Annotated in this window: 15 protein-coding genes and 1 pseudogene; 11 read left to right on the top strand and 5 right to left on the bottom strand. The window is 55.8% G+C overall.

The annotated features are described in order from the left end of the window. Nucleotides 1–10: 10 nt before the first annotated feature. Nucleotides 11–934, top strand: a complete 924-nt coding sequence (locus SPE70_RS09870; RefSeq protein ID WP_023297410.1) for a dihydrodipicolinate synthase family protein — start codon at nt 11–13, stop codon at nt 932–934. Here SPE70_RS09870 and SPE70_RS09865 read toward each other — a convergent pair. Beyond that, nucleotides 918–2,015 (bottom strand): glutamine amidotransferase-related protein, encoded by a 1,098-nt coding sequence (locus SPE70_RS09865; protein ID WP_023322392.1) that lies wholly within the window; start codon nt 2,013–2,015, stop codon nt 918–920. The genes SPE70_RS09870 and SPE70_RS09865 overlap by 17 nt on opposite strands. A 68-nt stretch (nt 2,016–2,083) precedes the next feature. On the opposite strand from SPE70_RS09865, the gene SPE70_RS09860 reads away from it, so the two are divergent. Continuing rightward, entirely contained in the window at nt 2,084–3,292 is a 1,209-nt protein-coding gene (locus tag SPE70_RS09860) for a pyridoxal phosphate-dependent aminotransferase (protein WP_023322391.1), read from the top strand. A gap of 386 nt (nt 3,293–3,678) precedes the next feature. Continuing rightward, nucleotides 3,679–4,266 (top strand): TetR/AcrR family transcriptional regulator, encoded by a 588-nt coding sequence (locus SPE70_RS09855; protein WP_022065835.1) that lies wholly within the window; start codon nt 3,679–3,681, stop codon nt 4,264–4,266. Between the two features lie 26 nt (nt 4,267–4,292). Here SPE70_RS09855 and SPE70_RS09850 read toward each other — a convergent pair whose 3' ends face one another. Next, nucleotides 4,293–5,069, bottom strand: coding sequence for a BPL-N domain-containing protein (locus SPE70_RS09850; protein ID WP_023339960.1), 777 nt, complete (start codon nt 5,067–5,069; stop codon nt 4,293–4,295). A 494-nt stretch (nt 5,070–5,563) separates the two neighbouring features. On the opposite strand from SPE70_RS09850, the gene umuD reads away from it, so the two are divergent. From umuD to SPE70_RS09835, 3 genes are all read left to right on the top strand, one after another. Further along, a complete protein-coding gene (gene umuD, locus SPE70_RS09845; RefSeq protein WP_008807676.1) occupies nt 5,564–5,983 on the top strand; it encodes a translesion error-prone DNA polymerase V autoproteolytic subunit in 420 nt (139 codons plus the stop codon). 2 nt (nt 5,984–5,985) lie between these two features. Further along, entirely contained in the window at nt 5,986–7,248 is a 1,263-nt protein-coding gene (umuC, locus tag SPE70_RS09840) for a translesion error-prone DNA polymerase V subunit UmuC (protein WP_008807677.1), read from the top strand. A gap of 263 nt (nt 7,249–7,511) precedes the next feature. Then, on the top strand, nt 7,512–7,754 hold the full coding sequence (locus SPE70_RS09835) for a DinI family protein (protein WP_002901096.1): 243 nt from the start codon (nt 7,512–7,514) through the stop codon (nt 7,752–7,754). A 171-nt stretch (nt 7,755–7,925) separates the two neighbouring features. On the opposite strand, the gene SPE70_RS09830 is transcribed toward SPE70_RS09835, so the two are convergent. After that, a complete protein-coding gene (locus SPE70_RS09830; protein ID WP_168443356.1) occupies nt 7,926–9,062 on the bottom strand; it encodes a glycosyltransferase family 9 protein in 1,137 nt (378 codons plus the stop codon). Here SPE70_RS09830 and SPE70_RS09825 point away from each other — a divergent pair. The 3 genes and pseudogenes from SPE70_RS09825 (at nt 9,057) to SPE70_RS09815 (ending at nt 10,376) form a co-directional block, all read left to right on the top strand. Further along, nucleotides 9,057–9,216 (top strand): annotated as a pseudogene (locus tag SPE70_RS09825) (hypothetical protein). The gene SPE70_RS09830 and the pseudogene SPE70_RS09825 overlap by 6 nt on opposite strands. Nucleotides 9,217–9,311: 95 nt before the next feature. Further along, complete coding sequence (locus SPE70_RS09820; RefSeq protein WP_008807680.1) at nt 9,312–9,812, top strand: YbaK/prolyl-tRNA synthetase associated domain-containing protein; 501 nt, start codon at nt 9,312–9,314, stop codon at nt 9,810–9,812. A gap of 117 nt (nt 9,813–9,929) precedes the next feature. Beyond that, on the top strand, nt 9,930–10,376 hold the full coding sequence (locus tag SPE70_RS09815) for a DUF441 domain-containing protein (protein WP_012968512.1): 447 nt from the start codon (nt 9,930–9,932) through the stop codon (nt 10,374–10,376). On the opposite strand, the gene SPE70_RS09810 is transcribed toward SPE70_RS09815, so the two are convergent. Next, complete coding sequence (locus SPE70_RS09810) at nt 10,360–11,154, bottom strand: AraC family transcriptional regulator (RefSeq protein WP_008807682.1); 795 nt, start codon at nt 11,152–11,154, stop codon at nt 10,360–10,362. The genes SPE70_RS09815 and SPE70_RS09810 overlap by 17 nt on opposite strands. Nucleotides 11,155–11,260: 106 nt before the next feature. On the opposite strand from SPE70_RS09810, the gene SPE70_RS09805 reads away from it, so the two are divergent. Then, nucleotides 11,261–12,436, top strand: a complete 1,176-nt coding sequence (locus tag SPE70_RS09805; protein WP_162493322.1) for a CynX/NimT family MFS transporter — start codon at nt 11,261–11,263, stop codon at nt 12,434–12,436. Nucleotides 12,437–12,467: 31 nt separating this feature from the next. Here SPE70_RS09805 and SPE70_RS09800 read toward each other — a convergent pair whose 3' ends face one another. Beyond that, entirely contained in the window at nt 12,468–13,160 is a 693-nt protein-coding gene (locus SPE70_RS09800) for a CTP synthase C-terminal region-related (seleno)protein (RefSeq protein ID WP_049164006.1), read from the bottom strand. Between the two features lie 145 nt (nt 13,161–13,305). Between SPE70_RS09800 and SPE70_RS09795 the strand changes: the two genes are divergently transcribed. Next, on the top strand, nt 13,306–13,815 hold the full coding sequence (locus SPE70_RS09795; protein WP_012968516.1) for a 2-thiouracil desulfurase family protein: 510 nt from the start codon (nt 13,306–13,308) through the stop codon (nt 13,813–13,815). The last annotated feature ends 1 nt before the right edge of the window (nt 13,816 follow it).

Genomic DNA, 13,816 nt, shown 5'->3' with positions numbered 1-13,816 from the left:
GGAAAGAAAAATGAAAGATATCAATGAATGCCGTGAACGCCTGCGCGGTATTTTCAACATCACCGTCACCCCGTTCACCGCCAGCGGCGCGATCGACTTTCCGGCGTTACGTGAAAATATTGAACGCGTGATTGGTCTGGGTTATGACGGTCTGCTGATTGGCGGCACCTACGGTGAATTCCCGGTGATGACCGTCGAAGAACGCCGTGAGCTGTTTCATCAAGTCATGGCCTGTGTGGATGACCGCGTGGCGGTCATGCTGTGCAGCGCCAGCGCCGACCCGCGCGATGCCCGCGAGCTGACGCTGCTGGCAAGCGAGCTGGGCGGCCTGCCGATGGTGACCGCGCCCTTTGTTAGCGAAATCACTGACCAACAGATCGTCAGCTACTTCAAAGAGATGGCTCCCTTATCCAAAACCGGCATCCTGGTGTACAACGCGCCGGGCATCGGCATCACCCTCTCCCCGGCGCTGCTGGAACAACTGGCAGAGATCCCCAACGTGGTCGGCATCAAACAGGGCGATCTCAACCCCACCGCCATCGACCAGATTGCCAACCGTCTGCGTGGGCGTCTGCGCCTGTTCTGTGCTTCCGATCTGGCCTTCCTCGGGCCAATGATGGCCGGGTTTGACGGCATCAGCACCACCAACAGCGGCGCGCTGCCGGAGCTGATTATCAATACCTTCCGGGCCGTGGAACAGGGCGATGCCGCCACGGCCCGCGATCTGCATCAGCTGTGGTACGCGTATCGCGCGCTGGCGCGCAAACATGGTCAGCCGCAGCTGGTGAAAGCGGCGATGGCGCTGCGCGGTTTTAACGGCGGCACCGTACGCGCACCGTTAAAACCGATCGACGACGCGGCGCTGGCGGAGCTGACTCACGTCATGTCGGCGCTTGCCAGCGACAGCCGTAGCGGCGTTACGCTGGCGCGTTAAGCGCCGCCCGTAAAAAGGCGACGAACAGCGGATGGGGCGCATCCGGGCGGGACATCAGTTCCGGGTGCCCCTGCACACCATGCCAGAACGGCAGTTCCGGCTGGGAGATGGCCTCCACGATATCGTCCGTTTGCGCACTGACGCTGACCCCGCTGCGATCCAGCGCCGGTAATAAGTCGGTGTTAAAGCAGTAGCGATGGTTGTAGTGCATTTCGCGGATATCACCGGGGATCAACCCGAAGGAAAAAGGGAATACGCCGCAGCGATGACGGCCATCAACAAAGGGAACAAAGCTGTGCAGAGCCTCATCCGGAGCCACTTCGGCGGGAATGGCTGATTCGCAACCCGGACGTCGGCGCACGACTGCGGTCATCATGCTCTGCATTCCCAGGCATAACCCCAGCGTGGGCTGTCCGCGGGCAAGCGTATCTTCCGCCACGCGGATTTGTCCCTTGACGGCGGCCATCGAGGAACCGCCTGGCAACACGACGCCCTGGACGTCGTGGAGGTCGTGTAACCCAGGGGACAGACTGACCGGCGCGAAGAAATGGACCTCCAGGTTCAGCCCCAGCGACGCCGCGGCATCACCCAGTGAGCCAAGCGTGGCGGGGTAGACCAGACGGTGGTCTGACTCACGGCCAATCAGTGCGATGCGCAAGGACGTCCCGGCAGAGGATGGCTCCCCGGCATCCCAGCGACCATAGCGATCGGCGGTGAGGTCTAACACCGTATGTTGCCCGTCGCTGAGCGTCAGGCGCTGGTTGCGGTCATCGCTGAACAGCCGTTGGCCCGGCAGGTCGGCGATAAGCGCTGCCTGCGAGGACGCCAGCACAATGACAGCATCTGACTCAGGCAGGCTGGCTATATCGCGCACCTCTTCACGCAGCGTATCGCTGCGCCAGAGGCCGCTGGTCACGCAGTACCCGGCACGAATGACGTGCTGATGGCTGTCGGGAACATCGCCGGCGAAGTCGGGGCGAAGGCTCCAGAGAGGTAGTCCAAGACGATTAGCCCACAGGCTGGCGGTAATACCGTAGCGAGCGGGCGCAGAGGTGTTATCGAGAATAAAGATCGGTGACACGGCGAGTTTCCTGCTGAGGTTGGGGACCTAATTGTATTAATTGAATCATTAGATACAAAAGAGGATTTATGAATAACAGTCAAATCGCCCGTCGTATGCAATCTGTACGCCCTTCACCGACAGCGGTCATTTCTGACCAGGTACGGGCACTGGAAGCCGCAGGCAAGCCGGTTATCAACCTGGGCGAAGGAGAACTGGATTTTGCTACCCCGGCCCATATCAGCTATGCGGGCATTGAAGCGATCGTGCATCATCAGACTAAGTATACCGCCGTTTCCGGCACCGCCGCGTTAAAGGAGGCCATTGCCGCCAAGTTCGCTCGCGACAATCAGTTGCATTACCGTCCGCAAGAGATCATCGCAGGCAGTGGCGCCAAGCAGCTTATTTTCAATGCTTTTCTGGCCACCCTCGACGCCGGGCAGCAGGTCATCATTCCCGCCCCCTACTGGGTCTCGTATCCGGATATGGTCTCTCTGGCCGATGGCGAACCGGTGATTGTGCCCTGTGATGAACAAAACGGCTGGAAGCTGACGCCGGAACAACTGGCCGCCGCCCTCACCCCATCAACGCGCTGGCTGATCCTCAACTCGCCGGGCAACCCGACGGGGGCGATTTACAGCGAGCAGGAACTGCGTGCCCTGGCTGCGGTGCTGGCGGATTACCCACAGGTGCTGGTGATGGCCGACGATATTTACGAGCCGCTGCGCTATGACAATATCCCTTTTACCACTTTTGCCCAGGCCGCCCCGCAGATGGTTTCACGTACCCTGACGGTAAACGGTGTGTCCAAAAGCCACGCCATGACCGGCTGGCGTCTGGGCTATGCGGGAGGGCCGCAATGGCTGATTGCCGCCATGCAGATCCTGCAATCACAAAGCACCTCCAACCCCAGCAGTATTTCGCAGGCTGCGGCGGTCGCAGCGCTTAACCACTCAGCCAATTTCTTCGACGGCTGGCTCAACGTGTTAGATAAACGCCGCCAGCAGGTGCTGGGAATGATTGCCGCCACCGATGGCCTGAGCGCCACCGCTCCCCAGGGGGCATTCTATGTGTTTGCTAACTGCCAGGCGCTCATGGGCCGGATGACCCCTGGCGGCGAAATCCTTCGCAACGACAGCGCGCTGGCGAACTGGCTATTAGAACAAACCCAGGTGGCCGTTTTACACGGCTCCGCGTTTGGAATGCCGGGGTATTTGCGTATTGCGTATGCGATAGAAGATGGCCTGCTAACCCAAGCCTGCCAGCGGATAGCGGGCGCCTGCGCGCAATTGCGTTAAAAGCGTGTGGTGGCGCAGCGGCTACCCACGCGGCGGCAAACCACGCTCGGTCTGAAAAATGCCGTGCTTATCGCCTACCTTGCCGATAAGCACGTTGTCATCATGATAGCTCACCGGGTAATAGCGACGTTCTCTTTCCCGGTTTTCCACTCCACCGTTGCGGCCACTACCGCACGCGGCAGGAATAGCATCCTGCGCATAGCTAATAATAAAGCAACCTCCCTGCAGCTGAATTTATACCAGACCCACAAAATAGATTTTCGTTATTTTGTTAATTCTATAAAAAACACAATGCTAACAGCTATCCCCGAATGTTGAACACGTGCAAGGTTTCAGAAATTATGATATAGTTCGCGCTTTAATGGATAGTGATTAAGGTTGAAATATTGAAAACGGCCAATTTTTCTGAGTTGATAAAAATAGCTGCGCTACAACTGTTCAGAGAAAAAGGGTTTAGCAATGTCTCAACCCGTGATTTGACGCAGAAAATGAATATTTCCAGAAGTCATATCTATCACTATTATCGAGACTGGGAAACGCTCAAGAAATCCACTATTCAGTATATGTTTGAAAATGACATACAAGAATGTCATGCGTTTTTAAACGCGTCAGAAAAAATGAGCGCTAGTGAAAGAGTAAACCTCTATATCAGAACGCTGTTACCCGATGCACCTTCGGCACACTGGCTGCTCTACCTTGAACTATGGCCAATGGCAGCACGCGATGCGGATTATGCTAAATTAGTGCACGATCACTCCCTGCAATGGATCACTATTCTTGAAGGCATCATTAGCGTAGGGATGCAGGAAGGCGAGTTCCTTGCGGAAAACGCCGCTACCTCAGCCAGACAAATAAACACATTAATTGATGGGTATTCCAGCTTGCTGATCCTCGATTATTCAGAAGACAGACGCAGCATTTTTCTTAATGAAATATCTGAGCTTGCCTTTAAAATACTTAAAAAAGATTTCTGAGTGGGTGAAGCAAGGTAGCGTATCAGTTAACCCTTTTTTATATTGAGATAACTTAAAATACGCTGCATTTTACTTTCTGCCGTCGTATTCCCTGGCGCAGCGCTGTCTATCCAGGTCTCATCGGCTTCAGGATGCGGACCTGACAGGATGATGTTTCCCTTACCATACCGGTACTTACCAATGGCGATATCTCCATTCTTGTAGTAAGCGATCGGCTGGAATCCAGTACTTGAGATACTACTGTTGAGATAAGGCCCATCCTGGTAGTAAAAAGGCTCTTGTTTATTATTCCATGTCAGTTGCAGGGTATAATCGCCTTCATCAACGGCCTGCGAACCGGGTCTTCCCACCTCTGACTCTAAAGGCGCATCAATAAGCCCTATCCAGTCTTTGTCGGCAAGATAGGCCCCCATACAAAGACCAAGAAAGGATTTGCCGCTTTTCACAAAATTACGGATAGCCTCTGCCCCTTCATCACCCAGGGCTTGATAAGATCCGGGTATATCCTGACCGCCGCCAGGTTGAATATAGAGGTCGAATTTTTTCAGTGTTTGCACATTTAATTTCAGCTTTTCTTTTTCGCCAACATAAGAGATGTGCAGAGGCAGGCCTGTCGCGACCAGCGATTTTACCACCATTTCAGAACAGCCTGGGCACCCGGCCTCCCCGCGATAAACGGCGACATTATAACTCTCTGATTGCGAGGGCTTTGCCAGCACCGATGCGGTGAAAAAGGCGAAAGAAAAGGCAACCGTTAGTATTTTTGCTTTTTTAAGTCTGGTGCCCTGGAAAAAAATTTTCATGTCAGTAGATCCCCTGATTATGTAGTTTCATGGTTAATCACAACGTATCACTTTCGGATCCCGAAGATGATGACGATAAATTAGAGCGACTGCTCAAATTTATCCTCAACCTCAAATTTGTCAAGACGTTTTAGTTAAAATAAATAATGTTTATTTATTCTGTAAGGTAAAGGCGACAATATTTTATAAATATCTTTTAATGAGATATTGTCATATCTTATTGCCTTCTCAATAACATTAAATACCGAAGAGAGGGTGAAAAAATAGTCGATCATGCTCCATGTAATACCGCGGTCATCTTACCGGGCAAACATCAACCTGGGCGTACTGGTCGCGCTACACAGCGATGGCAGTTCAGCAACAACACCACATGGCATGCTTTACATAAATCATCATTATATTCATGTAGTTATAAAAACAACGTCACGTGCGCCTTGATCCATCAGCACATTCAATAATACTGTATATAAAAACAGTATTCGAGGATCGATACCATGCAGTTTACTCGGCCAACTGAGATTTCGCCCCCACTCATGCTCCCCCTCTTCTCCGAGAGGGTACCCTGCGGATTTCCCAGCCCCGCTCAGGATTATGTTGAGGACAGGCTGGATCTCAATAAATTATTGATAAAACATCCGAGTGCTACCTACTTCATCAAAGTCAGCGGAGAGTCTATGCGTGATGCCGGCATCAGTGATGGAGACCTTTTAGTGGTTGACCGCTCACTGTCTGCCGTACATGGTGATATCGTCATTGCGGCTATCGCAGGTGAATTCACCGTGAAAGAACTTCGCACTCATCCTTTTTTACAGCTAGTGCCGCACAATCGCGATTACGCTTCCATTTCGTTTCATAATGCCGAAGAATTAGAAATATTTGGCGTGGTCATTTTTAGCATTAAAGCGCATAAATAATTATGTTTGCCCTCGTCGATGTCAATAACTTCTATACTTCTTGTGAAACGGTTTTTCGCCCTGATTTAAAGGGGAAGCCTATTGTGGTCGTGTCCAATAACGATGGTTGCATTATTTCTCGCTCTGCCGAAGCAAAATCCCTCGGTATAAAAAATGGCGAACCTTTCTTTAAAATAAAAAATAACCCTTATTATTCCAGTGTTCATTTTTTCAGTTCTAACTATGCGCTTTATGCCGACCTCAGTGACCGTGTTATGCAAACGCTCACGGCAATGTCTCCGTCAATAGAAATCTACTCCATCGATGAAGCCTTTATTAATTTATCCGGAGTAATGAATTGCGTCCCCTTATCCACCTTCGGCCATGAAATAAGAACTCACGTATTGAAAAATACTGGCTTAACGGTGGGCGTAGGTATTGCGCAAACCAAGACATTAGCCAAGCTCGCTAACCATGCCGCCAAGACATGGCGCGGCACGGGCGGCGTTGTCGACTTATCCAATATTGTGCGCCAACGCAGGCTACTCGCCCTTGTCCCTGTTGAAGAGGTCTGGGGCGTTGGGCGAAAAATGAGTAAAAAACTTAATTTAATGGGTATTAATACCGCTCTGGATCTGGCAGAAAGCTCATTATGGGTCATAAAAAAGCACTTCAATGTGGTGCTGGAAAGGACCGTTCGCGAACTGCGTGGTGAGCCATGTTTTGAGCTACAAGAATTTTCCCCAACAAAACAACAGATTATTTGTAGTCGCTCTTTTGGCAACCGGGTAACGCAGTATTCAGATATGCATCAAGCCATTTGCGCCTATGCTGAGCGAGCAGCAGAAAAATTACGCAGTGAGCATCAATTTTGCCGCTTCGTTAGCGTATTTGTCCGGACGAGTCCGCACGCCGTTAATGAAACATATTATGGCAACCAAGCGTCAATGAAGCTATTAACGCCGTCTAATGATACCCGTGACATTATAAATTGTGCCACAAACTGCCTGCAGAGAATTTGGATTGATGGTTATCGATATATGAAAGCCGGTGTTATGCTTGCTGATTTCTTCAGTAATGGCATAGCGCAGCTAAACTTATTTGACGATAACGCGCCGCGCAAAAATAGTGCTGCGTTAATGGACGTTATCGACCAATTAAATCAATCCGGGAAAGGAAAGGTCTGGTTTGCCGGTCAGGGGATCGAAAAATCCTGGGCGATGAAGCGTGAAATGCTTTCCCCGGCTTACACCACCCGATATTCAGACCTGCCCGTCGCGAAATGAATGTACGCAGGTAATGACATCGCTTCGGGTGAAGGTCACTGCGTTTACCAGGCCTACGCAATCAGCGATAACGCCTTTGCAGCGCGGAAATCCCCTCCGCTCGTCAGTGAGGCCTGCCTGACCGCCGGCGGACGAGGTGCTGCTTTTGCGCGCAGCCCGTCTACCGCACGAGGTTGCGGATGAGCAGCACCGCGGCATTCGCTTGACACTGTACATTAATACAGTAAAACTATCGCCCGCGATCAGCATACAGAGGACAGAAGATGTTTGTGGAACTGATTTATGACAAGCGCAATTTTGCCGGGCTGCCGGGTGCCAGAGAGGCCATTCTTAACGAACTGACCAAACGCATGCAGCGCATTTTCCCGGAAGCGGAAGTGCGGGTGAAGCCGATGATGACGCTGCCGGCGATCAACACCGACGCCAGCAAGCATGAAAAAGAGCTGATCAGCCGTACGGTGCAGGAGATGTTTGAAGAAGCGGATATGTGGCTCACTGAAGAGTGAAGCCGCCCGTCGTTGGCGGCGGCCATCTCTTTAAGAGCTTTCCCGGATGTGTCAGAGCAGCGGGCAACAGTACAATAGCGGCGGTTGCAGACTGGCAATGCAACCTTCGCTCACCTGCTGGCTCTTGCATACGGCCAGCAGGTGAGCCCTACCAGCCTCCCCTCATCGCCCTCACAGCGTCTCCGGTAGCGCCGCTATAATTCTATCCACCAGCTCGCGATGCTGATGGACCTTCCCGCATTTAACAATGATCTGCCTGGCGTTGTCATAGCCCGGGGCCCACAGCCGGTTATTGAGCAGAACGTCCTTATAGACCGCGATCAGCGGTTTGTTCCACGCCGCCGCCATATGCACCACCGAGGTGTCCGGAGAGATAATCAGCTCCGCCTGGGCAATCAGCGCCATCGCATGGTGCAGCGTGTTAAACGGATTAATCACCACCTCCGGCGGCAGCGAGATGCGGATCTCACGCCGGTGATCGAGCAGAATAACCGCCAGCCCCGGATGGCGAGCCCGCAGCTTGTCGAGCAGTTCGGCCAGCTGCGTCTGGGAGAGACTCCGGTCGGCATGGCCGGCAAAAATATTAATCACTACCGCTTTTCCGCTCAGCGACGCCAGATACTGCGCCACCTCCTGCATAATCGGCCCGGGCACCGCCAGGTCGTAAGTGTCCAGAGCGCGGGTGTCCAGTTGGAGATAGTCGGCGATCAACGCGAACGTCTTCGTTACGTGCCAGCGCTGGCAGTCAAAATCAAAAGAGTGAGAGTAATGTTTAATCGATGGCCATTTATTAAACCCGAGTACTGATTTGGCTTTTATTTGTCGAAAAAGCCGCAGGCGATGCACGGGAATATCGAACAGCGAAGGGTCAATAATAATATCGTACTTATTATTAGCCAGTTCATTAATGACGTCGCGGGGAACGTTATGGTTAAATTTACGCAAAAAGTCAGCGGAATTGACCGGCTCAGCTTCATAAATATGGCGGATCCGCGGGTTATAGCGCATCACCTGGCAGTTAGAGGTCGTCAGTAGAAAATCAACGATATAACCTGACTGATGCAGGCATTTTACCAGCGCGGAATCCACCACCACATCGCCGACCGCCCCCTCATTGCGCATGAGTAAGACAGTTTTCGCGGACGACAAATCCACCGGCTGCCGGCGTCGGCGGTCCCAGAGCGCTTTCGCCACTCCCACCCGCAGGGCATTACGTACTTTCTTAGTAAAGTAATTCCGCCGTCTGTTGAGCTCCCTTATTTTATTAAACTTCTTGCGTGGGGAACCCTGCATGGTTGCATCGTGCATCATCCTAACCTCATTACGGCAATTATTAATATTCTGTGTCGTCCGATAGAGACTGAGCGAAATAAAAAAAGTTCGATTGAAAATGAAAATCATTCTTTTTTTTATTTACAAAACTCATCTGCTGCGCCTGCGAGATTGCACCACAGCACTGTGAAGCAATAATGAGCGAATGGTGAATTTCCCGGCCCACCGTTGGCAGGCTGACGCAACAGCGCTAAGCTGGCGGCTTGATGATGTCAGGAGGACGCTATGCTTGAAGCAGTAGAAGGTAATATCCACCAGCGGCTGTGCGCGCTGCTCGACGAACACCAGGCGCGCTACCGGGTGATGGCGCATGACGCGGTCGGCCAGTGCGAAGCCGTCTCGGCGATCCGCGGCACCGCGCTTGGCCAGGGCGCAAAAGCGCTAGTCTGTAAAGTAAAAGGAAACGGCGTCAACCAGCATGTGCTGGCGATCCTCGCCGCCGATCAGCAGGCCGATCTCGCCAGCCTGGCCCGGCATATCGGCGGCAGCAAAGCCTCGCTGGCCAGTCCGGCGGAAGTGGATGCCCTCACCGCCTGCGTGTTCGGCGCCATTCCCCCCTTCAGCTTCCATCCGGCGCTGCGGCTGGTGGCCGACCCGCTGCTGTTTGAGCGCTTTCCACAAATCGCCTTTAACGCTGGACGCCTGGATCGGTCGATCATTCTCGATACCGAGGATTATTTACATATCGCCCGACCGGAGATCGCGACCTTTCGCCGCCTTAGCTAACCGGGCATCCGCCCTGATTTTCGCCGCATGGCGTAAAAATCCTGTTTATTCACGCCACGATGCGTAGAGTAAGCGGGATATTTTTTGGCTTTCTTTTTTTGGCAAGGACCTCTGTACATGTTTGATACCACCCTGTTGATCCTGCTGGGTCTGGCGGCGCTCGGCTTTATCAGCCATAACACCACCGTAGCGATCTCTATCCTCGTGCTGATTATCGTGCGCGTTACACCGCTGAACACCTTCTTTCCCTGGATTGAGAAACAGGGGCTGACCGTCGGGATCATTATTTTAACCATCGGCGTGATGGCGCCTATCGCCAGCGGTACGCTGCCGCCCTCGACGCTGATCCACTCCTTTATGAACTGGAAATCACTGCTGGCGATTGCGGTCGGGGTGTTTGTTTCGTGGCTCGGCGGGCGCGGTGTCTCCCTGATGGGCTCCCAGCCGCATCTGGTGGCCGGGCTGCTGGTCGGCACGGTACTCGGCGTCGCCCTGTTTCGCGGCGTCCCGGTCGGACCGCTGATTGCCGCCGGGATCATCTCATTGTTTATTGGGAAGTCGTAGCCAGGCTGCCGTGATAGCGGCCCGGCGTCTGTCCGAGCCCTTTTTTAAACATGGTGATGAAGGCGGTGGTGGAATCGTAGCCCAGCGCCTGAGCCGTTTGCTGCACCGTCTGCCCGCGGATCAGCAGCTGTAGCGCGAGGATCAGCTGCAGCTGATGGCGCCAGCGGCGAAAGCTCAGCCCCGTTTCGCGCACTACCAGGCGGGCCAGATTGCGCTCGCTCATCGCAAACACCGCCGCCCACTGGCTCAGGGTCTGCCAGCGCGCCGGATCCTCGGCCATCATCGTCACCATCTGACGAATTTTCGGGTGGTTTGATACCGGCAGCTGCAGGTGCTCCTGCGGCTGCCGGGGCAGCTCATCAAACAGAACCTGCACCAGCCGGGCCGTGGCAGGGGCGGCCAGCAACTCCCCGCCGCGTTCCGCCAGGGTGAGGATCAGCTCCCGCACCAGCGGAGAAATCTTTAACGTACAGCAGCGGTCCGGCATCGGCGCGGCGCCCGGTTCGATGAACAGGAAACACACCTGGGCGCCGGGGGTGGCGCGGTTACTGTGGGAAAGCTGTCCCGGGACCCACACCGCATACTGCGGCGGCACCATCCACATCGCGTTCTCCACCTCGCAGGTCAAGGCGCCGTGCAGGGCGAGGATCAGCTGCCCCTTACGGTGAGAATGCGCCGGAATATACTGCTCCGCCTCCACCACCTGAATACGAAAGGCAATGGCCGATTCGTGGCCACTGTCCGGTTCATAACCATCCAGACCCAGTCCGATCATCATGTTGTCCGATATTAGCGATAATCTGTCATTTTAGCTTGATTTAAACAGAGGACAAAGTCGCTATCGTAACCCCCTCGTTAGTTACCTTGAGAATGATATGTCTTCTGTGATCTCCTCTACCGGCCGCCGCCCCGCGCTGCTGATTGCCGGTATCTTGCTCATCGCCACTACCCTGCGCGTGGTCTTTACCGGCGCGGCGCCGCTGCTGGACGCGATTCGTAGCGACTATGGCCTGACCACCGCGCAGACCGGGCTACTCACTACCCTGCCGCTGCTGGCCTTTGGCCTTGTTTCGCCGCTGGCGGCAGGAGTTGCCCGCCGGTTCGGCATGGAACGCAGCCTGCTGCTGGCGATGCTGCTAATCTGCGCCGGCATTGCCCTGCGCTCCCTGCCCTCCGCTGCACTGCTGTTTATCGGCACGGCGGTGATCGGCTGCGGTATTGCGCTGGGCAATGTCCTGCTGCCCGGGCTGATTAAACGCGATTTCTCGCAGCATGTCGCGCGGATGACCGGCGCCTATTCCCTGACGATGGGCGGCGCGGCGGCGCTCGGCTCGGCGCTGGTGGTTCCCGTGGCAATGGCCGGATTCGGCTGGCGCGGCGCGCTGTTGCTGCTGATGGTCTTCCCGCTGCTGGCGCTCCTCAGCTGGCTGCCACAGTCCCGGCGCCGGGCGGAGGCGCCATTGACCGGCTCAGGCGCCATGCATAATCGGGGGATCTGGCGGTCGGCGCTGGCCTGGCAGGTGACGCTGTTCCTCGGCATCAACTCGCTGGTCTATTACGTGATTATCGGCTGGCTGCCGTCGATTCTACAGAGTATGGGCTATAGCGAAGCGCAGGCCGGCTCGCTGCATGGCCTGCTGCAGCTGGCGACCGCCGCGCCAGGTCTGGCGATACCGTTGATCCTGCATCGGCTGCGCGACCAGCGTGGGATCGCGGTGCTGGTCGCCCTGATGTGCGCCATCAGCGCCGCCGGGCTGTGGCTGCTGCCAGGGCTGGCGATCGGCTGGACGCTGCTGTTCGGCTTTGGCTCCGGAGCTACCATGATCCTCGGCCTGACGTTTATCGGCCTGCGCGCCAGCTCGGCGCACCAGGCCGCGGCGCTGTCAGGGATGGCGCAGAGCGTCGGCTATCTGCTGGCCGCCTGCGGGCCGCCGCTGATGGGTAAGATCCACGATGCCAATGGCGACTGGCATATTCCGCTGCTGGCGGTGGCGCTGATTTCGCTGGTGATGGCGGTCTGCGGCGCCCTCGCCGGACGTGACCGGGAAATCCATTCCTGAAGATGACCGGCAGCGCCCGCTGCCGGTAGGTTTATTGTGCCGCGGCGCGAATCAGCGCCTGGACCAGCGGCGAGGGACGCCCATCCAGCGCGTGGCGTTCATGCTGGAACAACGTGGCGACAAAAAACGGGTGCGTCACCAGCTCGACGGCGCGGATCTCACCCTCTTCATCCCAGCCGGTGACGCGCAGATCGCCCTGTTCCAGCTCTCCGGCAAACGCGCTGTCCACCCCGTACCGGCAGTGGTAGCCCTCTTCAATGCTCTCCCGGCCATAGGCGCGGGCAATCAGCGTATTCGCCCGCAGCTCGACGACGGCGGAGGTCTCCACCAGCGAACAGCTAAGGGGAGCGATCACCATCCGCCCTTCGCTGTCAGTTTCCGCATGACCGGCATCCTGCCAGCCGAGCACGTTACGGGCGTATTCAATCACCGCGTGCTGAAAGCCGCCGCAGGTGCCGAGGAAAGGGATGCCGTTTTCGCGGGCATAGCGGATCGCAGTAAAGGCCCCCTGCGGATGACGATACGGGCTACCGGGAACGACCCAGACGGCATCGTACTCGGCCAGCGCCTCGCCGGAGACGATCGACGGGGTGGCGAGCCAATCATATTTCACCGGCTGCTCCAGCACGGCGGCAGCATCGTCTATCGCCAGGGGAATGGCCTGATGGGCAACAATATCGGGGTGATAATCGCCGACGAGGGCGAGGCGTAAAGGGGGTTTCATAGCAGGTTCCTTATGTCTGGACGAGACGAGCAGCACAAGGCACGTCAGGATAGCGATCCCTCCAGTGGAACACAATCCTTATTTTCGCCCCACCGCCCCCGCCGGCGGGTAAGGTATACTGGAGCAAGCGTGAAAGGGAGAAAGGATGAAAAGTAAGCTTTTGGTCAGCGCCTGCCTGATGGGATTCCAGGTGCGGTATAACGGTAGCGAGAAGGCACAGCTGGCGGCGACGCTGTCCCGCTGGCAGCAGACGGGGCGGCTGGTGATCCACTGCCCGGAGCTGGCGGCCGGTCTGTCCACGCCCCGTCTGCCGGCGGAGATCGTCGGCGGCGCAGGCGGAGATGTCCTTGCCGGGCGGGCGCGGATCGTGGAAAGCGACGGCCGCGACGTCACGGGACATTACCAGCTGGCCGCCTGGCTGGCGCTCAGCGCCGCCCGGGAAGCGGGCTGTCAGGCAGCGTTACTCACCGATGGCAGCCCTACCTGCGGCAGCCAGTTTGTCTATGACGGCTCCTTTCGCGGACGACGCAAAGCGGGCGCCGGGGTCGCGGCCGATCTGCTGCGCGCTCACGGCATCACGGTATTTTCCGACGGGCAAATCCCGCAGTTGCTCGCCTGGATGGCACAGAGGGAGCAGGATGATGATTCAATGTAAA

Source organism: Klebsiella sp. ZJOU C1, from assembly GCF_035620215.1.
Lineage (GTDB): Bacteria > Pseudomonadota > Gammaproteobacteria > Enterobacterales > Enterobacteriaceae > Klebsiella > Klebsiella variicola.
Note: the sequence above shows the minus strand (reverse complement) of the source record. Positions and strands in the feature narration are given on the sequence as shown.

What these genes read in the sequence shown, in the direction of transcription:
- SPE70_RS09870 (WP_023297410.1), top strand. Translation starts at nt 11, where the DNA reads ATGAAAGATATCAATGAATGCCGTGAACGCCTGCGCGGTATTTTCAAC.
- SPE70_RS09860 (WP_023322391.1), top strand. Translation starts at nt 2,084, where the DNA reads ATGAATAACAGTCAAATCGCCCGTCGTATGCAATCTGTACGCCCTTCA.
- SPE70_RS09850 (WP_023339960.1), bottom strand. Translation starts at nt 5,069, where the DNA reads ATGAAAATTTTTTTCCAGGGCACCAGACTTAAAAAAGCAAAAATACTA.
- umuD (WP_008807676.1), top strand. Translation starts at nt 5,564, where the DNA reads ATGCAGTTTACTCGGCCAACTGAGATTTCGCCCCCACTCATGCTCCCC.
- umuC (WP_008807677.1), top strand. Translation starts at nt 5,986, where the DNA reads ATGTTTGCCCTCGTCGATGTCAATAACTTCTATACTTCTTGTGAAACG.
- SPE70_RS09835 (WP_002901096.1), top strand. Translation starts at nt 7,512, where the DNA reads ATGTTTGTGGAACTGATTTATGACAAGCGCAATTTTGCCGGGCTGCCG.
- SPE70_RS09830 (WP_168443356.1), bottom strand. Translation starts at nt 9,062, where the DNA reads ATGCACGATGCAACCATGCAGGGTTCCCCACGCAAGAAGTTTAATAAA.
- SPE70_RS09820 (WP_008807680.1), top strand. Translation starts at nt 9,312, where the DNA reads ATGCTTGAAGCAGTAGAAGGTAATATCCACCAGCGGCTGTGCGCGCTG.
- SPE70_RS09815 (WP_012968512.1), top strand. Translation starts at nt 9,930, where the DNA reads ATGTTTGATACCACCCTGTTGATCCTGCTGGGTCTGGCGGCGCTCGGC.
- SPE70_RS09810 (WP_008807682.1), bottom strand. Translation starts at nt 11,154, where the DNA reads ATGATGATCGGACTGGGTCTGGATGGTTATGAACCGGACAGTGGCCAC.
- SPE70_RS09800 (WP_049164006.1), bottom strand. Translation starts at nt 13,160, where the DNA reads ATGAAACCCCCTTTACGCCTCGCCCTCGTCGGCGATTATCACCCCGAT.
- SPE70_RS09795 (WP_012968516.1), top strand. Translation starts at nt 13,306, where the DNA reads ATGAAAAGTAAGCTTTTGGTCAGCGCCTGCCTGATGGGATTCCAGGTG.